At 69.7% G+C, this 21604-nt stretch carries 19 protein-coding genes; 14 read left to right on the top strand and 5 right to left on the bottom strand.

What is annotated here, in order from left to right; all coding sequences use genetic code 11:
* Nucleotides 1-121 precede the first annotated feature (121 nt).
* From ACIG87_RS28690 to ACIG87_RS28645, 10 genes are all read left to right on the top strand, one after another.
* Entirely contained in the window at nucleotides 122-397 is a 276-nt protein-coding gene (locus ACIG87_RS28690) for a hypothetical protein (protein WP_396854732.1), read from the top strand.
* A gap of 1 nt (nucleotide 398) precedes the next feature.
* Nucleotides 399-977 (top strand): RNA polymerase sigma factor, encoded by a 579-nt coding sequence (locus ACIG87_RS28685; RefSeq protein ID WP_396854731.1) that lies wholly within the window; start codon nucleotides 399-401, stop codon nucleotides 975-977.
* Nucleotides 977-3106, top strand: coding sequence for a tetratricopeptide repeat protein (locus ACIG87_RS28680; RefSeq protein ID WP_396854730.1), 2130 nt, complete (start codon nucleotides 977-979; stop codon nucleotides 3104-3106). The genes ACIG87_RS28685 and ACIG87_RS28680 overlap by 1 nt, the downstream gene beginning before the upstream one ends.
* A 16-nt stretch (nucleotides 3107-3122) precedes the next feature.
* Entirely contained in the window at nucleotides 3123-3947 is an 825-nt protein-coding gene (locus tag ACIG87_RS28675; protein ID WP_396854729.1) for an AAC(3) family N-acetyltransferase, read from the top strand.
* A gap of 167 nt (nucleotides 3948-4114) precedes the next feature.
* Nucleotides 4115-5152, top strand: a complete 1038-nt coding sequence (locus tag ACIG87_RS28670) for a hypothetical protein (RefSeq protein WP_396854728.1) — start codon at nucleotides 4115-4117, stop codon at nucleotides 5150-5152.
* 486 nt (nucleotides 5153-5638) lie between these two features.
* Nucleotides 5639-6502, top strand: a complete 864-nt coding sequence (locus tag ACIG87_RS28665) for a hypothetical protein (protein WP_396854727.1) — start codon at nucleotides 5639-5641, stop codon at nucleotides 6500-6502.
* A 66-nt stretch (nucleotides 6503-6568) separates the two neighbouring features.
* Nucleotides 6569-7441 carry a hypothetical protein gene (locus ACIG87_RS28660; protein ID WP_396854726.1) on the top strand — a complete coding sequence of 291 codons (873 nt, stop codon included), beginning with the start codon at nucleotides 6569-6571 and terminating at the stop codon, nucleotides 7439-7441.
* A 383-nt stretch (nucleotides 7442-7824) separates the two neighbouring features.
* Nucleotides 7825-9237 (top strand): xylulokinase, encoded by a 1413-nt coding sequence (locus ACIG87_RS28655; RefSeq protein ID WP_396854725.1) that lies wholly within the window; start codon nucleotides 7825-7827, stop codon nucleotides 9235-9237.
* 417 nt (nucleotides 9238-9654) lie between these two features.
* Complete coding sequence (locus ACIG87_RS28650) at nucleotides 9655-11013, top strand: ricin-type beta-trefoil lectin domain protein (RefSeq protein WP_396854724.1); 1359 nt, start codon at nucleotides 9655-9657, stop codon at nucleotides 11011-11013.
* Nucleotides 11014-11178: 165 nt separating this feature from the next.
* Nucleotides 11179-12411 (top strand): RCC1 domain-containing protein, encoded by a 1233-nt coding sequence (locus tag ACIG87_RS28645; RefSeq protein ID WP_396854723.1) that lies wholly within the window; start codon nucleotides 11179-11181, stop codon nucleotides 12409-12411.
* A 156-nt stretch (nucleotides 12412-12567) separates the two neighbouring features.
* On the opposite strand, the gene ACIG87_RS28640 is transcribed toward ACIG87_RS28645, so the two are convergent.
* The 3 genes from ACIG87_RS28640 to ACIG87_RS28630 all read right to left on the bottom strand — a co-directional run bounded on the left by ACIG87_RS28640 (nucleotide 12568) and on the right by ACIG87_RS28630 (nucleotide 16480).
* Complete coding sequence (locus ACIG87_RS28640; RefSeq protein WP_396854722.1) at nucleotides 12568-14034, bottom strand: family 43 glycosylhydrolase; 1467 nt, start codon at nucleotides 14032-14034, stop codon at nucleotides 12568-12570.
* A 321-nt stretch (nucleotides 14035-14355) separates the two neighbouring features.
* Nucleotides 14356-15384: a glycoside hydrolase family 11 protein gene (locus ACIG87_RS28635; RefSeq protein ID WP_396854720.1), complete on the bottom strand. Its 1029-nt coding sequence runs from the start codon at nucleotides 15382-15384 to the stop codon at nucleotides 14356-14358.
* A gap of 439 nt (nucleotides 15385-15823) precedes the next feature.
* Nucleotides 15824-16480 (bottom strand): winged helix-turn-helix transcriptional regulator, encoded by a 657-nt coding sequence (locus tag ACIG87_RS28630; protein WP_396854719.1) that lies wholly within the window; start codon nucleotides 16478-16480, stop codon nucleotides 15824-15826.
* Between the two features lie 88 nt (nucleotides 16481-16568).
* Between ACIG87_RS28630 and ACIG87_RS28625 the strand changes: the two genes are divergently transcribed.
* Complete coding sequence (locus tag ACIG87_RS28625; protein ID WP_396854717.1) at nucleotides 16569-16979, top strand: VOC family protein; 411 nt, start codon at nucleotides 16569-16571, stop codon at nucleotides 16977-16979.
* Between the two features lie 115 nt (nucleotides 16980-17094).
* Here the strand turns inward: ACIG87_RS28625 and ACIG87_RS28620 are convergent, their stop codons facing one another.
* Nucleotides 17095-18390 carry a hypothetical protein gene (locus tag ACIG87_RS28620; RefSeq protein WP_396854715.1) on the bottom strand — a complete coding sequence of 432 codons (1296 nt, stop codon included), beginning with the start codon at nucleotides 18388-18390 and terminating at the stop codon, nucleotides 17095-17097.
* A 346-nt stretch (nucleotides 18391-18736) separates the two neighbouring features.
* Here ACIG87_RS28620 and ACIG87_RS28615 point away from each other — a divergent pair, with 346 nt between their 5' ends.
* The 3 genes from ACIG87_RS28615 (at nucleotide 18737) to ACIG87_RS28605 (ending at nucleotide 21220) form a co-directional block, all read left to right on the top strand.
* A complete protein-coding gene (locus ACIG87_RS28615; RefSeq protein WP_396854713.1) occupies nucleotides 18737-19279 on the top strand; it encodes a helix-turn-helix domain-containing protein in 543 nt (180 codons plus the stop codon).
* 162 nt (nucleotides 19280-19441) lie between these two features.
* Nucleotides 19442-20374 (top strand): DUF2637 domain-containing protein, encoded by a 933-nt coding sequence (locus ACIG87_RS28610; protein WP_396854711.1) that lies wholly within the window; start codon nucleotides 19442-19444, stop codon nucleotides 20372-20374.
* A 111-nt stretch (nucleotides 20375-20485) separates the two neighbouring features.
* A complete protein-coding gene (locus ACIG87_RS28605; protein WP_396854709.1) occupies nucleotides 20486-21220 on the top strand; it encodes a hypothetical protein in 735 nt (244 codons plus the stop codon).
* Nucleotides 21221-21378: 158 nt separating this feature from the next.
* Here ACIG87_RS28605 and ACIG87_RS28600 read toward each other — a convergent pair whose 3' ends face one another.
* Nucleotides 21379-21582, bottom strand: coding sequence for a DUF397 domain-containing protein (locus tag ACIG87_RS28600; protein WP_396854707.1), 204 nt, complete (start codon nucleotides 21580-21582; stop codon nucleotides 21379-21381).
* Nucleotides 21583-21604 lie beyond the last annotated feature (22 nt).

Here is a 21604-nt window from a genome sequence, read left to right as displayed (position 1 = left end):
CAGAACAGCTGGTCCGGCCCGGCTCCTGCACCAGGTTCGGTGGGGCGACAGCGTCGTTGGGGCCGAGCTTCTCACGGCAGCGACCAAACGCGGAGGGGGTGCCGCCCGACAGTGAGGTGTGATGACGACAATCCTCAGATACGGAGCACGGGCGGCGCTGGCCACCCTGACTGCGGGCATCTTGCCCTGGCAGCCGACCACGCTGGTGGCAGGCGTGTTGGCCGTCTGCACCGCGATGGGCCTGCTCGCCGAGTGGCAGGCACGAGGCCACCTGATCACCACGAGCCGCGCGGCCCTCGCATGGCGGATCACGTACTGGGACGCCGCTGCGGCGCAGACTGTCCGGCTGGTGTGGACCGTCGAGTCGGATCGGTGCCAACAGCAGGCAAGGACGTGATGTGGGGTCCTTCGAGTCCAGGCCAAAGCTGACCAGGAACCAGGTCGAGCAGATCGAGCGCCTATACGTACAGGAGGCCGACGACCTGTACGGGTATGCCCGCTCGCGCTCGTGGGTCCGGACGTCGGATGCCTTGGATCTGGTCCAGACAACGTTTCACGAGGCGATCCACGCCTGGGAGAAGGTCGAGCCTCTCGGTTCCGACGAGCGCAGGCGGTGGTTGCGTCAGGTGCTCAGGAACAAGGCAGTCGACCTCTGGAGAAAGCAGAACGTGGTCGACCTGGCCGTCGACGTCTCCCACCTGCGCTCCACATCCGACGACGAGACGGCCGAGCACGTGGAGCTGGTGATCGCCCTGACCAGCTGCTGGAGGGCGATCGAACAGATGCCACCGGTTCGACGGACGGTCGCGTACCTGGTCTGGGGCAAGGCGTGGGAGGTCAAGCGCGTCTCCGACCACCTCGCACTGGCGGACAGCACGGTTCGTGGCCATCTGCGAGAGGCACGGAAGCAGCTGAGAGCCAACGTCGGCCACCTGGTGCCGTTCATCGATGACGAGGAAGAACAGGAGTCTGCGTGATGACCGACAACGAGGAGCGGATTCCGCTCACGTTCGCCGAGGTGTACCGACGCGCCCGTGCCGCCGGGGCCGAGGCGTTCCCGCCCTTTGACCTTCAGCGCGGCTTGAACGACCTGAGAACCTGGATCGACCGGGAAGTCGACGTCGTGGCGGAGGCGGAAGGGAGCTTCGCCTCCGCCACGGTGCGAAGCCCGCAGCGGGAAATCCGGGGCCGCCAGGATCTGCTGGAGGAGTTGGTGGCACTGGCGCGCCGGCCCGGGGGCGGTGGCCCTGCCGCCCTCGTGGGGATGGGCGGCGCGGGAAAGTCCACGCTGGCTGCCGCTCTGGCCGAGCGGGCGAAGGGCTGGGACCGCCAGGTGTGGTGGGTCTCCGCAGCCGATCCGGCTGGGTTCTCCGTCGGTCTGACCAGGGTGGCGCGGGACCTGGGCGGCTCCAGCACGGATGTGGAGTCGATTGCCAGGGGGGCGGCTGACGGCCCGGACCGGCTCTGGCGTCTGCTGGAACGCTCGTCCAGAAGGTGGCTGCTCGTCATCGACAACGCCGACGATCCCTGGACGCTCGCCGCAGCGGATTCGCCTGCGGGGATCCAGGACGGTCTGGGCTGGGTGCGGGCGTCGCGGCGCGGCCTGGTCGTGGTGACGAGCCGGGAAACTGATCCACGGATGTGGGTGGGAGCCACGCTCTTCGCGGTAGGACATCTGGCCATGGCCGACGCCGCACAGGTCCTACGCGATCTTGCTCCGCAGGCGGGGGACGAAACCGAGGCACAGGCCCTGGCGCATCGTATCGGTGGTCTGCCGCTCACCCTGCACCTGGCCGGGACCTACCTGGGCTCCGGGGTCGCGCAGTCGCCCACCTTCGCCGCCTACGATCGGGCCCTCGACAGCCGTGAGGGGACCATGGTGGCCCGTCTTGCGGAGATCTCCCTGGACGGGCTCGCCCACCAGGGCGTACCCCAGGCTCGGACGCTCCTACAGCTGGCCAGCTGCTATGCGCCCAGGTCGATCCCGATGCGCATGCTGTCCATGACCGGCCTGCAGGAGGCGCTCGACGGGTTGAGGGGTGTGGGTCTGATCCAGAGCGGCTCCGCCGCGATCACCCTCCACCCTGTCGTCACCGACACCAACCGTGCCCGCCTCGAGGGACCAGAGGTCTGGCACACCGCAGTCGCGCATCTGGTCGACGCGTTGCGGGAGCTCAGCCATGGCCAGCCGGAATGCTGGCCGGAGTATCGGCTGCTCGGCCAACACCTGCTGGCCCTGCTCGACACCGCCGCCGAACACGGCGACCACGTACACCTCGCCCTGCTGGCGGACGCCGCAGCCGGGGTGGCCAGGGCCTTCAACCACAGCGGCGCGGGCGGTGCCGCCGGCAGGCTGTGCCGGATCGCCCTCGCACGCTGTGCGGCGCTGGGCGAGGAACATCCCGCGGTGCTGCGCGTCCGGCACCAGTTGGCCTGGACGGTCGCCGACGGAGGGGATCTGGCCCAGGCGGAGGCCATCTACCAGGATGTCCTCGGCATCCGGCAGGGTGTCCTCGGCGACTCCCACCCCGATACCCTCCATAGCCGGCACGAGTTCGGGTGGATCGCCGGTTTGCTGGGCAGATGGGCCGAGGCCGAGCAGCGCTATCGGGACACGCTTCGCGATTGCCTGCGCTACCTCGGTCCAGACTCGCCGGACACCCTGACCACGCGTCACGAGCTGGCGTACGCGATCGCCAAGCAGGGTCGCATCGACGAGGCTCGCCCAGTCTTCGAGGACGTCCTGCACGACCGGCGACGCGTCCTCCCCGAACTGGCTCCGCAGACCCTCCAGACCCAGCACGCGCTCGTCTGGATCACCGCCAGGCAGGGCAGATGGGCAGAGGCCGAGGCCATGTACCGCCAACTCCTCGACCTGCGTCAGGTGCTTGAGACCGACCATCCCCACGTCCTGCTCACCCTGCACGAACTCGCCTGGACGATCGCGCGTCAGGGCCGCCGGGCAGAGGCAGAGTCCATCTACCGACAGGTCCTGGAGCGCCGCAGCCGTGCCCTGGGCGACGACCATCCCGAGACCGAGACGACCCGATGGGCGCTGAGCGAGCTTCTGCACGGGCGGATCGTCGACGCCGTTCATCCCGCCTGACCTTCTGGAGGTCCACATGATCCTCGGCGAACACCTCGCCACCGCCATCAGCTGCCTGCACCTGACGAATCGCTCAGTCATGCTGCACACGTCACTGCGGTCCTTCGGGACGGTGATCGACGGCGGCGCTGACGCCATACTCGACGCACTGCTCAGCCGCGGTTGCACCGTGATGACGCCCGCCTTCACGGAACCCCAGTTCGGAGTGTCTGCCCCCGTCGACATGCGTCCGGCGCGCAACGGCGTCGACCACACCGCCCCGCCCGTGAGCGACACCGTGCCGGAGGTCGATCCCTACCGCGTCGACTGCGGACTGATCAACCCTGCACTGGGCCTGCTCCCGGCCGTGCTCGTCGGGCGCGATGACGCCGTACGCGGCAGGCATCCGCTCAACTCCTTCGCCGCGATCGGCCCGGAGTCCGCCGAGATCATCGACGTCCAGAGCCCCGATGACGTGTACGGGCCGATTCGCGAGCTGGCCGACCGAGACGGCGTGATCCTGCTCATCGGTGTGGGCCACGACTGCATGACCGCCCTGCACCTGGCCGAACAGCGGTCCGGCCGCCGAATGTTCCAGAGATGGGCGCGTGACGTCGACGGCGCGGTCCGCATGGTCGAGGTCGGCTCCTGCTCCGCGGGGTTCCCGAAGCTGGAGCCAGTCCTTGGTCCTCTTGCCCAGAGTGTCATGGTCGGCGCCTCGCGCTGGCGTGCCTTTCCGGCCCGGCAGGCCATTGCCGTGGCGGCAGCCACCATCGCCGCCCAGCAGAACATCACCCACTGCCCTGACGCCGGGTGCCTGCTCTGTCGACACGCCATCGCCGGAGGCCCGCTGGACTCCTGAGGAACCCCACCGGCCCGCTCCCCGGTCGGGAGCGGGCCGGTCTGGCCGACCTGGCCCTGGTTCGCTTCGTGCGCAAGCTCCGCTCCTGAGGAACTACTGCCGATGCGGCTGGCCGATCTGATCTGCGGTTGACCGGCCTGGCACGTGGGAGGGTGGAAGGTGGGGTCATGGAGCCGATCGATGTCGATTCCCTTCGACGGCGAGCGCGTGAGCAGCGGGAACAGCGTGCGCTGTCGGCGCGTACCCGGTGGGTTGTCGAGTTCGAGAGTGCCCTTCGGCAGATCCTGTCGCCTCGGGTCGAGCTGTTCGTCTCGATCATGGGGGCGGTCGGTAACCCCGGGCTGGACGAGCGGCACGACGGGGGGTCGGCCGAGGCGCCACGGGCCTGGTTGCTCGCGGCGTTCGAGTCCATGACGCTACTGAGCGCGTACGAGGGCACGGAGTTCCCGGTGACGTATCCGGTGTTCCTGACGCTCAGTCCGGTCGGGCCGTCATTCCACACGTCCATGGCGCTCCCCGTCTGGCAGTCGGTCGCGGTGAGCGAGTCGGCGCCGGTGCGTATGCGTACCGTCGTCACCCTGGGTGAGATTGAGACGCCGAGTGCCCTGGGCAGGGTCGGGGTCAGCCGCTACGCCGACGATCCCGCTCGGGTCGACGCCCGCGATGAGGCGCAGCGCTTCGCCGACCTGTGCACGCGCCGGATGATGCTGTTGCTCTGGGCGCATGAGCTCACCTTCCCCGACCTCGACGCGGCAGAGGTGACCTGGGACGACGACGAGACCGCGATCATCCTCGCGGCAGAGAAGACCCGCCGGCGGGCGCGCGTGGAGGTGATGACGACAGCCCAGTTCGCCCAGTGGGTGGACGCGGCCCTGGAGTCGGACGGACTGGCGTTGCCGTCGTTGACGGGCTCCGAACTGGCCGACGCCCTGTCCCGTACGACCTATGAGCCGCGTCGCCGCTTTCGCCGTAACTGGCGGAACAGGCTGGTGGATGACGGCGAGAAGGGGTGGCAGATCAGCGAGGACTACCTGGAACGGTCGGAAACCCGCCTCAGGATCGCGTCGGTGGACGGCACCGGTTTCCGGGAGGCCACCGGCGAGAGCGTTGAGGAGTTTGGGCCGGAGCATGTCTACCTGCCTGGCCTCTACCGAGGCTATCTGGACAGGCGCAGGTTCTACCACGAACGCGGCGACACTTTCTGATTCCGGCCGGACCAGGTGAGCGGGGTCGCCGCATCCGGCTCGCGGCACTCGGAGCCGCCGAACGGCAGTGACGCCGGGCGGTCAGGGTACGGGTGGCGATCGCACCGTCGCCGGGGTGACGATTCCGGCGAGCCGCCGACGGGCGGCGCTGCCCGAACATCGCGACAGCGCCGACCGTCGGTCACGGCACGATCTCCCGGTGCCCACGCGTGTTGATGGAACGCTGACAGCGGCCGGTACGCACGGTGTTTCGGTGGGTGGGACGCGCTGTGTACCCTCCGCCTTTAGCACGTGATGGGCAGGCGATGTTCGTTGGCGTCGGGCGGGGATGCTGGCGCAGGGAGGGGCCGGATGTCACGGAGGAAGCGTGGAGCAGGGGCGCGCAGCGGCAGACCGCGGCGGCCGACGGAACAGAGCGGAGAGAGCCGCGCTGTGCCGCTATGGCGGCGTCTGCGCAGGCCGGCGTCCGTGTGGATTGCCGGTGTGATGGCAACTGTGGTTGCTGGCGCCTTCGGTGCGCTGCTGTTGTGGGCCGGACCCGAGACTGTCGACGGCCCTGCGGCGAAGGACGGGGTTCGTGAAGCCGCCGGTTTGAAGGACGATTTTCGCTACACCGTCACGCATCAAGAGGAGGGTTGGATCGTCGCGCTTCCAGCCGGCGCTGATCTGACGACTCGGCAGAAGGGCTTCCTGGAGAAGTGGTCGCTCGACAATCCTGCTGCCGATGGCTACACCTTTGACCGGCTCGCAAAAGAGATGCGGGCTGCGGGAGGTGCTGACATCCCCGAGCAGACCATACGGTTGGCCATCGAGGGCCGTCGCAACCAGCCCATTCGGATCGACAGTGTGAAGCCTGTCAATGTTCGACATGACAAGCCGTATGGGGGCACCCTTCTCCTCGTTCCGCCTCAGGAGTCGGGCACCGTGGTGGAGATGATGTTCAACTTCGATGAGGTCGAGCCGCAGGCCCGAACCGCTGTGGGTGGCGAGGGCTCAGGGTACGAGCCTGGCGAGCCGTTCTTCCGAAGAAGGACCGTCACTATCAAGGACGCCGTCGAGGACGTCCTCATGATCCGTTCCGTGGCCACACGCTGGGCGGTGTCCTTCGATATTCGCATCGACTACCGCATCGGAGATCAGGCGAAATCTGCCATCATAAATGATGACGGTCACCCATTTTCTTTCACTCCGGCGAGGTGTGTCGACAGTAGTGGGTCAGGTGCCGACGGCAGCTTGTTGAGTGAAGGGCATGTCAGCTACGAGCATATCTGGGCGCTACGGGACGACTTCCAGGGCATCGACGAAGCGGCGAAACCGGATCGCTTCCGACTCGGAAGCCCCTACTGCTGACGCTCTGTCCTGGGACGCCGACCGGGTCGGGGACACCGGCTGGCGCTCGGCCTCCAGAATGGAGTGATGTCAGCCGAAGCGATCCCGCGACGACATCCGCTCCTGCCCGTCCTCGCCAATTCCCGAGCGGTCCTCGTCGGGCGGGACACCCCCGACCCCGACGCCGCTTACGGCTTCGGCCACGGCTACGAGTCGGCGGTGGCGGCGACCAGGGCGTTGGCCCGCACCCTCGCCTCCCCGAACGTCGGTACGCCCTTCCTCGAGGCGCACACCGAGCTGCTCGTGTGCGGGGAGTCCCCCGATGTGGTGATCGACGCCGTGCGTCGGGCCGCCGCGGCGGCGTCGGACACGTTGCTGTTCTCCTACGCCGCGACCGGCCCGGAACACTCGGAGACCCCCGGGGGCACGGAGCAGTGGATTGAGGAGCCGGGCGGCCGGCGGTCCGTGCTCAGTAGGGTCGCCGACCTGATGTGGGACAGTGCGGCCACCCGACTCGTCGTCCTGCTGGACTGCGGGTCGGCGCGGATCGCCGCGCGGTGCTTCACCCGGCCGGATCCACCGGCCGTGCACCGGCACGGCGCGCGGTTGTCGCTGCTGGGCGCTGGCCGGGTGATGCTGTTCGGCAGTGAGATCGACCCGTTCACGAGCACCCTCACCGGAGCACTTCAGGCAGGGGTCGACGGCGGTCCCGAGGCCCTGGATCTGGTGGCGCTCGACAACGCGGTACGGGCCAGGTTCACCGAGCTGCGGTACCAGGTCGAGAACGAGTACATTCCGGGAGCCAAGCAGCTGCTCCTCCACGGCAGCCACGAGGTGGCACTCGGCATCAACCGGGCTTTTCCGCCCGATGACCGCGACGTCGCTCTGCGGCACCCGCCGCGTTATCCCGGCGCCTTCTTCGCCCACCCCGACGCCGTGAGCGAATACGAGGGCTACTGACCCGACGACGCCGGGCGGAGCTCTCCACCGCACATCGGAGTTGACGCGGAATCCGCTGAGATCCACCTGTCGCTCTGGTCGGCGGCCGGTCAGCAAGCCGGCGTCCTGGCGAGGCGGCATACCGATCGACGGCGGGCACCGCGTCCGGCTGTTGTCGGCTCGTCGTTCGAGGCGTCGCGCCGTCGTCGGTCGGTGCTCCCGGTTCGTGTCGGTCCTGGGCGGCCCCCGACCGGCTGGCCGGGTCACGACCTTGACAGGGCCGTGGCTCGGTCAAATAATTCAGCCGTTGAACAAATGCCGCCCCGCCCGGTTCCACCGGCGGGGCGGAGGTCCGTCATGAAGCTCCAGCCGGACCCCGTGACCGACAACCCCCGGGAGGACCGGTGCCGCTCGTCGCCGGTGTCGACTCGTCGACCCAGTCGTGCAAGGTCGTCATCCGTGACGCCGAGACCGGGAAGCTGGTACGTGAGGGCCGCGCGCCACACCCCGTCGGCACCGCCGTGCCGCCGGCCGCCTGGGAGGCGGCGCTGTCCGACGCGGTGGCGCAGGCCGGCGGTCTGGACGACGTGGCGGCTGCCTCGGTCGCCGGGCAGCAGCAGGGCATGGTGTGCCTGGACGCCGCAGGCGCGGTGGTCCGGGACGCCGTGCTGTGGAACGACACCCGCTCGGCTGGCGCCGCCGCCGAGCTGATCTCGGAGCTCGGCGGCGGCGAGGTCGGGCAGCGAGCCTGGGCGGAGGCGGTCGGCCTGGTCCCGGTGGCCAGCTTCACCGTCACCAAGCTGCGCTGGCTGGCCTCGGCGGAGCCGGACAACGCCGCCCGTACGGCTGCCGTGTGTCTGCCGCACGACTGGCTGACCTGGCGGCTGGCCGGCGCGCCGGGGCTGGACGCGCTGCGCACCGATCGCAGCGAGGCCAGCGGGACCGGGTACTGGTCGGCCGCGACCGGTGAGTACCGCTGGGACCTGATCCGGTTGGCGTTCGGTCGGGATGACGTGCTGCTGCCGCCGGTGCTCGGGCCGACCGGTCGGGCCGGTCAGCTGCGCACCGGTGCGCCGCTCGGCCCCGGTGCCGGCGACTGTGCCGCCGCGGCGCTGGGTGCCGGTGCCGAGCCGGGCGACGTGATCGTGTCGATCGGCACCTCCGGCATCGTGTCCACCGTCTCCGATGTGCCGGCCGCCGATCCGAGTGGGATCGTGGCCGGGTTCGCCGACCTGACCGGCCGTTTCCTGCCGCTGGTGTGCACGCTCAACGCCGCCCGGGTGCTGGACGCGACCGCGGCCATGCTGCGGGTGGACCACGCCGGGCTGTCCGGGCTGGCGCTGTCTGCTCCGCCGGGTGCGGACGGGCTGTCCCTGGTGCCCTACCTGGAGGGAGAGCGCACCCCGAACCGCCCGCACGCCACGGGAGCCGTACACGGTCTGACCTTGCGGAGCTCGACCCCCGCGCACCTGGCGCGTGCGGCGGTGGAGGGCATGCTGTGCGCGCTCGCCGACGGGCTGGATGCGATGACCGCCCAGGGCACGACGGTCAACCGGGTCATCCTCGTCGGCGGCGGCGCCCGCTCGGAGGCTGTGCGCCGGATCGCGCCCACGGTCTTCGGCCGCCCCGTGCTCGTCCCGCCGCTGGGGGAGTACGTCGCCGATGGTGCCGCCCGCCAGGCCGCCTGGGTGGTGTCGGGCGGGCAGCGGCCGCCGCCGTGGACGGTCGGACAGGTCGAGGTGTACGAGACAGATGCCGTGCCGGCGGTCCGCGAACGGTACGCCACGGCTCGGGCGAACATCCTCGACCGCGGCTGACCGACGGCGTCGACTCTCTCCCCGCCACCCCCGGGCAGGTATCCCGGACCGCGGTCCACTCGACCTGACATTGACATGGATCACTCTACGATCTAGGGTTTGGCCGAATCGGTTTGGCGTCGAGCCTGGTGTTCCGGCACCGGAGCCGGCCGGGTGGTGTTCGGGCGAGCATGATGCGGACCGCCGACGATTCGACGACCAGCTGGTCCTGCATGGGCAGCGAGACCGGAGGCTGGAACCTACCTGCGGCGATGAGCGGCCGGCCGTCGTGGGCACATCGCACGTACGTTCCCTGGCCCCCCGCGCGCGACGAGAGCGGTCGGCGGGGTGTCCGGGAGCTGCACATCGTGGCGGTGTGGGGATCTCCGTGAACCCCCGTACCCGAATCAGTGCAGGCCGAGTGGCAGGAGCCCCATCATGGCAAGGCGCAGACCCATCCTTGGTTCTCTCGCGGCGGTGGCGGTCTTGGTCGTGACCGTGGGCGCGACCGCGTTGACCGGTGGCCTGAACGCCACCGCGTCGGCCGCGAGCGTCGCAGCGGCTGCGGCGACCGCCGGGTGCGGCAAGGCGCCCACCCTGACCAGCGGTCAGCGTTCCATCCAGAGCAGCGGCCAGAACCGCAGCTTTATCCTGAGGATCCCCGACAACTACGATCGGAACCACGCCCACCGGTTGATCTTCGGATTCCACTGGAACGGTGGCACCGCCAACGACGTCGACTCCGGTGGGTCGGACGGGGCGGCCTGGTCCTACTACGGGCTGCGCCAGCAGGCGAACAACAGCACCATCTTCGTCGCGCCGCAGGGCAACGGCAACGGCTGGGCCAACCCGGGCGGTCAGGATGTCACCTTCGTCGACGACATGGTCAGGCTGATCGAGGCGGACCTGTGCGTCGACACGACGCAACTGTTCGCTCTGGGCTTCAGCTACGGCGGGGGCATGAGCTACTCCCTGGCCTGCTCCCGGGCAACCGTCTTCCGGGCGGTCGCCGTCTACTCCGGCGGGCAGCTCAGCGGGTGCAGCGGCGGCACCCAGCCGATCGCGTACCTGGGAATCCACGGCATCGGGGACCCGGTGCTCAACGTCTCCGCCGGCCGGTCGCTGCGTGACACGTTCGTGCGGAACAACGGGTGCACCGCGCAGAATCCCCCCGAGCCGAGGTCCGGCAGCCTGACCCACATCACCACCACCTACTCCGGCTGCCGGTCCGGCTATCCGGTGGTGTGGGCCGCGTTCGACGGTGGGCACACCCCCGGCCCGGTGGACGGCGGCGGGGACAGCGGCGTCAGGACCTGGACCAAGGGTGAGGTGTGGAGGTTCTTCACCCAGTTCGGCAGCACCGACCCGACGCCGAGCCCGACCGCCTCGCCGACCAGCCCGCCGCCGGGCGGCACGTCGGCCGTCCGCAACTCGTCCTCCGGACGCTGCCTGGACGTCAACGGCGCCACGCAGACCAACGGGGCGGCGGCGATCATCTGGGACTGCCACGGCCAGAGCAACCAGAGCTGGACCTCCACGGCTGCCCAGGAGTTGCGGGTCTTCGGCGGCAAGTGCCTCGACGTCAACGGCGCCGGCACTGCCAACGGCAGCTCGGTGATCATCTGGGACTGCAACGGCCAGTCCAACCAGCGGTGGCGGTTCAACGCCGACGGCACGATCACCGGGGTCGGTTCGGGCCGGTGTCTGGACGTGGTCGGCAACGGGACCACCAACGGCACGCGTGCCCAGATCTGGGACTGCAACGGCGCGGCCAGCCAGCGGTGGAGCCGCAGCTGACGCCCGGCGCGCGGCAGCGATGGCTCCGGCTGCGCCCAGGGTGGATATTGCATTGATGTTAGCCACTACATGTGGTCACTGCTGTGAAGTGGCGGGTCGATGCCGACCCGCCGGGGCAATGCCGCCTCCACCTGCAGGAATCGACGTCGTCTGGGGAGAGGGAACATGAACGGACAGCAGAACGGTCGGCTGTGGGCTCGATGGCGGCGGGCCGCCCGAACCGTCACCGCCACGATGGCGGCATCTCTCGGGCTCGCCGTACTCGCCGTGGGGTTCACCGCGGGCGCGGCCGTCGCGGGCGGGTCCGCTGAGCGGGCACCGGTGAACGCCGCGTTCGCCGCCGCGCCGGTTTCCCGGGTCGCCGCGGGCGACCTGCACACCTGTGCGCTCCGCACCGACGGAACGCTCTGGTGCTGGGGCGACAACTACGGCGGCAAGCTCGGTGACGGGACCACCACGAACCGGACCAGCCCGGTACAGGTCGGCACCGCCACCACCTGGGCGCGGGTCGACGCGGGCACCAGCAACACCTGCGCGGTACGGACGGACGGAACGCTGTGGTGCTGGGGTGGCAACTACAACGGGCAGCTCGGTGACGGGACCACCACGAGCCGGACCAGTCCGGTGCAGGTCGGCACCGCCACCACCTGGGCCAGCGTCAGCGCCGGAGCCAACCACACCTGTGCCGTCCAGACCACCGGCACCCTGTGGTGCTGGGGCATGAACCGTAACGCGCAGTTGGGCATCGGCACGACTCCCTCCCGGGCGACCACCCCGGTGCAGGTGGACACGTCGACCAGTTGGGCGAGCGTCACCGCCGGCTACGCGCACACCTGCGCCGTGCGCACCGACCGGACCCTGTGGTGCTGGGGCGACAGTACGGACGGGCAGCTCGGTCTCGGCATCCTGGGCTACCGGGCGACGCCGACGCAGGTGGGCACCGCGACCACGTGGACCGGTGTGACGGCCGGGCACGCACACACCTGTGCGGTCCGCGTCGACGGGACGCTGTGGTGCTGGGGCGAGAACGGGTACGGGCAGGTGGGCGGGGGCACCGGCGTCCAGACCAGTCCGGTGCAGGTCGGCACGGCCACCACCTGGGCCAGGGTCGACGCGAGCGTCGACTCGTCGTGCGCGCTGCGCACCGACGGTGGCCTGTGGTGCTGGGGCAACAACGCGTTCGGGCAGTTGGGTGACGGCACCACCACCCACCGGTCCGCCCCGATCCGGGTCGGCACCGCCACCACCTGGACGGACAGCCTGGCCGTCAGCTACCACAGCTGCGACGTGCGCACCGACGGTGGCCTGTGGTGCTGGGGCAACAACATGTCCGGGCAGTTGGGTGACGGCACCACCACCCACCGGTCGGCCCCGGCGCAGGTGGTCCTGCCGGGCTGACCGACACCCCTCGGGGGTGATGCCGGGGGCCGTCGACCCGCGCCGCCGCCACGCCGGTGGCGGCTGGGTCGACGGCCCGTCCACGCCCTGCCCCGGAGGTCGCCCGCGCTCGACCCGTCCCGGTGGGCACCCGCGTGCCCACCGGGACGGGTGGAATCAGTACACGTAGGGCCAGGCAGCGGCGTCGTAACCGATGCGGTTGATGCCGAGTAGCGACACGCCGTTGTCGGCGTAGTAGTGGTAGAACAGGACATCGCCGTCGGTGTCGGCGAGGAGTGCCTGGTGACCGGGGCCGTGGATGCTGTCGTGCGAGGCGAGGACCTGGGTGGCCCCGCCCGAGAGCATGTCCTTGCCGGCGCGGTCGACGAACGGTCCGGTCGGACTCGCCGACCGGCCGACCATGACGCGGTAGGTGCTGCTGGCCCCCTGGCAGCAGCGGTCGAACGAGACGTACAGGTAGTACCAGGCGCCGCGCTTGACCATGACGGGTGCTTCGATGCCAGGGCTGTAGTTGGCGAGGCTCTGCATCGAGGTGCCGAGTCGACGTCCGGTGCTCGGGTCGATCTGGATCGACTTGACCCCGGACCAGAACGAGCCGAAGCTGAGCCACCAGCGGCCCTGGTCGTCGACCATGAGGTTCGGGTCGATCGCGTTGAAGTTGTCCGACGTCCGCGACTCGACGACGAGACCCTCGTTGGTCCAGCTTCCGGATGCGCCGGTGGTGCTGGTGGCCAGGAAGATCGCCGAACGGTTGGAGCCGAAGGTCGACGCCGAGTAGTACAGGTAGTAGCGGCCGTTGCGGTACGACAGGTCCGGCGCCCACAGGTTGCGTGCGCCACCGGTGTACGTGGTGGTCCACGACGCGCCGTTGGGGAAGACGGTGCCGGCGTTGCGGAAGGTGACCCGGTCGGTGGAGGTCTTCAGCGTGATGTCGTCACCGGTGTGCGCGACGAGGTAGGTGCCGTCAGGTCGCTTGACCACGGTCGGGTCGTGGACGCCGATGTCTCCGGAGACCGTGCCGGGCTGCGGGTAGGCCGGTGGCGTGGTGGTGGGTGTGCCACCGCCGAGCCGCACCAACTGCCACTGCTGGTTGGTGCCGTCGAGATTGGTGTACCCCGCCAACCGGCCGCCGTCGGCCGTCGACCGTTCCCACACGTCGATGACCTTGTTCGAGTGCCGGTTCACGAACCGTACGAACCCACCGTCGGAGTCCTGTAACCGGAACTGCTGGGTGGTCGACCCCCGGTCGGTGGTCTGGACCAGCTGGGTGCCGTCGGTGGCGTTCGGCAGCTCCAGCACCTTCCCGCTGTGCCGCGACCGTACCTTGTAGTATCCGCCACCGGCATCGACGAACTGCCACTGTTGCACCGCGAGGTCGTTACGCGTCCACTGGTTCACCGGCGCGTTCTCCGCCGTCGACCAGTCATAGAGGTCCATCGCCTTGCCGCTGTGCCGGTTCACGAACACGTACGACGCCGACGTGTCCACGGTCGCCGCCGACGCCGACGGCAGCCCGACCATCGTCGCCGCCCCCGCGAGCGTCACCGCCGCCGCGCCGGTGACCACCGCCCGCCAACCACGCCGCCGCGAAGCCGTCCGCGGCAGGGGATCCACCTTCGTCATCGAAACCTCCTTCGATTGGTTGGCCCAGCCCGCGACGCTGGGCCGCGCTGCCGGCGACCACCATGAGGAGAACGAGTCCACTTTCGGTAATCGGATCGACCGCAATGGCGGCCGGGCGCGCGGGGTCGAAAGAAGGCCGGAACGGGTGCTGGGCCGACAGGTCTGTTCACCTCTTCGTCACGAAGAAGTGTTCACGTTAACATCGACGACTGTCAAGCAATGTGGGTGCTCCACCACGTCATGTGCCGGGAGAAGTGGCGCGGGTGGCGCGGTGGCCCCGGCCACCGCGCCACCCGCGTGGTTGTGAGCTGGTTGCCGACGTCAGCCGGTCTGGCAGGTGACTGTCGGCCAGGTCCAGTTGCCGTTCGCCATGATCGTGATCCCGAAGTTGTTGCCGTTGCCGTTCGGTCTGGCGGTGACGGTGCCGGTCGTGCCGCTGACCGAGGCGTTCCAGCTGTTCTGCAGGCTCTGGCCGCCGTTCAACCCGAGGCTGACGACCCAGTTGTTGGTGCCGCTGACCGCGACGTTCAGGTTGAACCGGTCACCCCACTGCTCGGCGGCCGACAGCACCGCGGTGCAGTTGCCGTTTGCGGGCGGGGTCGTCGGACCGGTGGTGGGGGTGGGGTTGCTCCCGCCGCCCTCCCGGACGGTGATGTCGGAGCTTCCGCTGCTCTGGTAGCCCTCGGTCGCCATGATCTGGTAGCTGTGGTTGGTGCCGAGGTTCAGGCCGGCGGGCGCCCAGGCGTCGAAGTGGTTGGCGGTGGTGATGGTGCCGCTGCTGCGCTTCTGCTGGCGGACGCTCCAGTACTGGTAGAACGTCTGGATGCCGTCGATCGACGGGGCGTTGGTCCGCAGGCTGCGCAGGATGTCGTAGGTGCCGCCGTCGGTGGTCACCGTGCCCAGCCGGGTGGCGCCGCTGCTCGGGTTGTAGCTGCCGAAGTTCTCCACCACGTAGTACTCGATCAGCGGGTTGCGCGTCCAGCCGTACAGGGCGAGGTAGGTGTTGTTGTTGCCCGGGTTGTAGGTGCCCGAGTAGCTGACCGTCCGGCGGGTGCCGGTGGCCCAACCCTTGCCGCCGACCCAGTTGTTGGTGCTCCTGTCCCAGCTGCTGGAGTACCGGCCGTCGGCGCGCAGCGTCATGCTGGCGTTGCCGTTGTCCTTCCAGAACGAGAAGAAGTAGCCGTTGTGCGTGCCGGTGAGGTTCGAGGTGAGGGTCCGGTCGGCTTCGGCGAACGCCGCGTTCGGCGCGGCGAGGACCGTGCCGCTGACGGCGAGCGCTACGGCGCACGCGGCACCGAGGAACAGCCGCAGGCGGCTGCGCCTCTTCGGTCTGGTCGAGGTGTCGGTCATGTAGGTGTTCCTCCTCGTGACAGCTGGCGGGAGCCAGCGACGCGGTGCGTACCGGCGGGCTGGCGGTGGCCAGGTACGGCAGCCGGTCATTCTGGTGTGTGTCACCACGCGGAGTCGTCCAGTGGAACCGGGGGACAGGTCGCGGTGGGGTGGTGTCGACGGCATTGAATGCCGTCGATGGCGACGGTAGGGCGTCGATCCTGTACCTGTCAACGACTTTCCGAAATTTTCCCGAAACTTCGTCGCAAAGATTGGCCACCCGTTGGCGGGTTCCCGCTGCCTGTCGGCGGTGTCGGCGGACCGGGTCGTCGATGATCAGCCGCCACCCCGGCCGACAGTGGGTCAGCCGGGTTCGGGATATTCGAAACTTCCGAGATCGGTCCTCAGCGTGATCTTTCCTGCTCGGGCACGGGGCGGGGCGTCGGGACGCACCCGCCGGCTATTCGGTGGCGGGTGGTTGGCGGGCGACCGAGTGCAGCAGTCGATCGAGGGCGACGCGGTCGCCGGTGACCGTGGCACGGCCGTCGCCCAGGGCGACGTCGAGGATGTCCGGTTCGTGTAGCGCCGCGTTGAGGGTCGCCGGATCGGTCCGGAGGTCGAAGTCCGGCGCGGGTGGCCCGCCCTGTTCGATCCCGATCCGGCCGGTGGCGGTGCGGACGGTCCAGACCCGTCCGGTCAGCTCGACCCGACCGGTCGAGGGCGGGTCGCCGGGATCGGGGCGGCCGGTTCCGCGCAGGAACAGCAGCACCGAGGTGGCGCCCACGACGGGCCGGGGCGGGAACGGTGCGAGCAACCCCCATTCGCCGAGGGCGATGACGATGGGTTCCAGTCGCCGTCCCCAGTCGGTGAGTTCGTAGACCCAGGAGGCGGCCGGCGGTGGCAGCCGGTGCCGCCGGACGACGCCCCGTTCGGTGAGCTCCCGGAGTCGGTCGGCGACCAGGTTGCTGCTGGCCGAGGCGAGGCTCTGTTGCAGGTCGGTGAAGCGTTGCGGGCCGAGGATCAGTTCCCGTACGACGAGTAGCGCCCAACGCTCCCCGACGACGTCGAGGGCGCGGGCGATCCCGCATCCGTCGCCATAACTGCGGTTGGTCGGCATGGTGTCCTCCCCGTACGACTCGATGCCAAGGTAGGACCATATGGTTGTTTTTAGCAACTGACGTGGCTACGGTGAGTGTGCAGGTCGGATGGTGGAGCGGAGAGGACCGGTCGAGACGATGGGCAACCCGGTAGTTCACTTCGAGATCATCGGCAAGGATCCGGAGCTGCTCCGGGGTTACTTCGGTGAACTGTTCGGGTGGCAGTTCGAGACCGGTGGCCCGGTCGCGCCGACGGTCTCCGAGGCGGGCCGGTACGGCTTCATGGACGCCACCGACGAGACCGGGCAGCGGATACCCGGCGGCATCGGAGGCGGACCGGGCTTCGACAGCCACGTCGTCTTCTATGTCAACGTGCCGGACGTGGAGGCAGCCCTGCAACGGGCGGAGAGCCTCGGGGGCAAGCGGGTCATGGGCCCCGAGCGCAACGCCGCCGGTCTCGTGGTCGGTCACCTCACCGACCCGGAGGGCAACCTGATCGGTCTCGCCGCCCTGCCGTGACCGGGCGGACGGACCCGGGCCGCGGGAGCCGGCCGGCACAGGAGGGACGGCCGGGCCGGTGCGCGCAGTGCGCACCGACCCGGCCGTCGGGTCGATCGGCGGACGCCGAGGGTCGTCAGCCGAGGACGACGCCCGAGGCGCCGACGCCGGCCAGGCCGGAGAAGATGTCCTCGTAGTACATCCGCCAGGCGCAGGTCCGACCGGTGGTCACGTAACCGGTGCAGGCCGTCGCCGTGTTGGTGTCGTCGATGGCGGTGTTGGTGCCGGTGGCCCAGACCTGGAGGGTGTTCGCCGCGTTGACGATCTCCACCGGGCCGCCGCTGTCGCCCTGACCGACCGCGTTGGTGTGGGTGGTGTTCTCCGCCTGCACCTGGCCGCAGACCGTGCCGAAGTTGCGTACGTTGATGCACAGGTCCCGGGCCTTGACCTGGATCGAGCAGCGGGTTCCGGAGTACGCGCCGGAGGTGCACACGAAGTTGCCGACCTGGCTGGCCGACGCGCCGATCACCTGGTTGCTGAACTCGCTGACCACCGCGCCGGCCGCGTCGGTGCTGTTGTTGAAGACCCGGCCGCCCGAGCTGCCCGCGAGGAGCAGGGTGTCGGTGCCGGTGTTGCGGGTGCCCACGATGCCGATCGTCTGCCCGGTCGGGTCGGTCGCGAGGACGTTGAGGTTGGCACAGTGCGCGGCGGAGAGCACCCGCGCCACCCCGCCCTGGAAGACCCCGAAGCCGGTCGAGCAGCCGCCACCGGTGGAGGTGTTGCGCCACGCGGCGCCGCCCCACCACGGCGCGGTGTCGTCCCATCGGGTGGCTGGCGCGGCGGCGACGCCGGTCTGCACGGTCACCGGGACGCCGGCGAGGCTCGCCGCGCCGAGCAGCCCGCTCTGCGTACCGACGAGCAGGCCGGCGCCGTCGGCGCGGGGCCCGACCGTGGTGATCTTGTCACCGGCCGTGGCCCGCAGCCGGGTGGCTGCGGCCATCAGCTCCCGGCGGGAGTACGCGGCGGGCAGCACCCGGGTCGCGACGGTGGCCCGACTGGTGGCCACCAGGCTGGCCGGCGGCTCGCCCTTCCAGTAGACCTGCAACTGCCGGGTGGTGGGATCGGCGACGACCCCGGCGAAGCCGGAGTTCACGCTGCGCTGCGCCACGTTCGTGATCCGGGCGGCGGCGGTGTTCATCCGCTGCTGCAGTTCGAGCAGTTCCGCCCAGGAGGCGAAGCCGCCGGGCACCGGCGTGCTGTCGACGAACGAGCCGGCGGTGGCCGCCTTGCCTCCCGGCGCGGCGGTGCCGGGTGCGGCGGTGGCCGGCGTGGCGGTCACCCCGGCGACGAGCATCGTGACGCCGAACGCGGCGACGGCGACGCGACGCAGCACCCCTGCCGACCGCCGTACGGTCGGGTGTGGACGATTCATGGGTTATTCCTTTCCCCGGGTTTCGTGGCGTGGGCCTCAGCCCCGCCCTGGGGACACTGGCAGGGTTCGAGGGTTCCGGCGGCGCATCCTGGACACCGTCGGACACCGTCGGACACCGCCGGACCGACCGCGATCGGACAGCGGTCGGTGAAACCGGCTCGACAGGGAACTGTCATACATCGGGCGGTGACCTACCGGGCGTCGCGCGGCCGGTTCTACCCTCCCCGTGTCGGCATCCGGGGTGACGGGATGACCGGGGGGTGGAGGCCGCATGTCGGACCAACGGGTACCTTCGGGCGTTCGGCAGGTGACGCCCGGGACGACTCGTCCGGGATGGGTGTCCCCGGTGGACGCCGAGGCGCGGACGGTGCAGGAGTTGGCCGGGCTGCTGCGCCAACTGCGCCGCCGGGAGGCCCGGCAGCAGGGCGAGACCCCGCTGACGTACCGGCAGTTGGCGGCGAAGACCGGCTGGTCGCGCGGGGTCATCGGGGAGTATTTCGCCGGCAACGTCCTGCCTCCGCCGGAGCGGTTCGACATCCTGATCCGGCTGCTCGGGGCCACCCCCGCCGAGCAGGGGGCGCTGGCCACCGCGCGGGACCGGGTCGAGGAGCGCCGCCGGCACACGAATCCGGACCATCCACCCGCGGGCCGGGCCGGGCGGGTGGCCGTCCGGGCCAGGGCCGGCGGCACCCGGGCCGGTACGCCGACGGCCCGGCTCCCGGTGCCGCGTCAACTGCCCCCGGCGCTGCCCGGCTTCGTCGGGCGGGCCGCCCAGCTCGCCCAGCTCGACGCCGGATGCGGCAGCGGCACGCCCGGGTCCGGCGAGTCGACCACCACGATGACCCTGTCGGGTACGGCCGGAGTCGGTAAGCCCCATCCCGGAATGTGACACATTTTTTCCCGGTTCTTTCGATAGCTTCTGCCCGGAATGGGCAGTTGCCTATGGCCCCACCAGGACTTGCCCAGGGTGTTCACGGTCCGGGGCGAATCTGCTACTGGCAGCGGCGTTCGTGCTCGCGATGCCGGCTCCCTCGGGTGAGGGGGTGACGCCGTGAGCAACCGTACGGACAAGGCGTTGCGTGTGTTGACCGGGCTGACGGTCGCCGGGTTGGCCGTCGTGGCGGGGGCGATCTCGTTCGCGCATATGACCGAACTTGCCATCGAGCACGGTCAGACCGGTTGGAAGGCGTACGCGTTTCCCATCAGCGTGGATGGTCTGGAGATCGTCGCCAGTCTGTACCTGGTGGCGCAGCGTCGCGCCGGTCGCCCAACGGGCTGGGTTCCGTGGGTGGCGCTCGTAGTCGGCACCGTGGCCAGCCTCGCGGCGAACGTCGCGGTCGGCGGTCACGATCCGATCGGTAAGGCGTTGGCGGGGTGGCCGGCGCTGTCGATGCTCGTGTCGGTGAAGCTTCTGTTCAGCATGATCGACCATGGCGAAAGTGATCAACGGATGGTCCGGGACGATCAGCGGCCGTCCGCTGATCGTCCGTCCGTCCCGGGGACGGTCCGGGGGGCAGCCCCGGACCGGGGACCGTCGTCCGGGCCGACAGCGGACGGGTGGACGGGCGCGGACGGCCCGTCCGCGCCCGGGGCCGGCTCGACCTCGGTCCAGTCGGCCGAGTCCGGCAACGCGCCCGCATCGGCCGAGATGCGGGCGGTCGCTCACCTCATTCCGGCGGCGCGGGCGGCCCGATCCGCGCTGGCGCGGGAAGGCCGGTCGCTGTCGCGTGACGGGCTGGCCGACGCGATGCGCGACGACGGACACGGCGTGTCCAACGCCCGCGCATCCCTGCTGTTGAAGATCCTTCGAGAGGAGGGGGACGCCTCGCTTGGTGCTGTTGCGGTTGTGCACGGACGGCGGGCGCAGCTCCGTAGCAACGGGTCGCAGTCTTCAGAAAGAGGATCTTCACCGGGGTGGCCGACGCATCGCCGCCGCGCTACACCATCCGCCATCAACGAGCCATCGACACGAGCCATAGAGTGATGGTGCGGTCACCGCCGATGGTGGCCGAGGCGTCCGGCCCGCCCGAAGGGCTGACGCGAGCACTTCTGCCACGCCTTGATCAGCAGCGGTCAGGAAGGAAACCATCCCTCGATGCCCTACCAGCCCAACGATCTGCAACCGACCTACAACGAGGAACGGGGCTACTGGCACTTCGTGCTCTACCTGGAACCGGGAATGGTGGGCAGCGCCTGCAATGCCTCGCAGAGCCTATGCACCTCCAGCAGCCCCTACGCGGCCGAGTGGATGAACAGACTGGTCTCCTGCGCCCCTGACGCTCTCCACGTCACACTCGTCGGCCCCGACGATGCTCCCAGGCTGTGGCACGACTGCGTCTATGACGATCCCGAGTCGCCGTCGGCAGTCGGTGGTGCCGGCTGCCTGTGCTGGCAGACCTCCCGCGATCCGGTCACCGGGCTGCCGGTGGCCGCGAACCACTACCGCACGGTCAGCGGCAACATCGAGCACTGGACGCACAACACGTACGCACCGCTCGGCTTGCCTGACGGGCAACGCCTCCAGTCGTTGATCATCGATCGTGAGGCGGAGGTGTTCTGGGTCCGCACTGATCACGGCGTCTTGCACTTCCTCCCCGAGGAAGAAGGCAACGGGTACAACGTGGGTTACGGCGGCGGAGGCCCGACTGAACTCGCCAGCATGATCGAAAAGATCATCGGGTCGGACGGATACGACATCACACCGGGAACATCGAACGACCTACCTGGCACCCACGTGCTCAACTGGACAAGCAGCAAAGCTGCCGACCGGACCCAGGAGCTGACCCTCGACGAACTCAAGCTTCTCTGCCGTACGGGCGAGGTGGCCTGAACCTCAGACGAGGTGTCTTGCAGTCCGTGCGCGGTTGGGTGGATACGGCAGTACCCACCCAACCCCACGCGCTGCCCGCACGCAGACCCGCTTTGATCTCGTCCTTATATGCAAAAAGCGACTCCCCACCGTGGAGCCGCGCTGGTGCCGAGTTGCCGTCAGGCGACGTCGGTGGGGCGTGCCCTGGTGGTGGTGATGAAGCTGGTCCAGTCATGGTGGTTGAAGATCAGGACCGGGCCAGCCGGGTCCTTGGAGTCACGGACCGCGACGGCGCGGTCGACGGTGGCGACCTCGACGCAGGCGTTCTGACCGTTACTCTTGGTGCTCTTGCGCCAGATGGCGCTAGTCAGGTCGGGGCTCATCCCGCGCCTTCCTCTCGGCTCG

This window comes from Micromonospora sp. NPDC051925 (assembly GCF_044548625.1).
Lineage (GTDB): Bacteria > Actinomycetota > Actinomycetes > Mycobacteriales > Micromonosporaceae > Micromonospora.
Note: the sequence above shows the minus strand (reverse complement) of the source record. Positions and strands in the feature narration are given on the sequence as shown.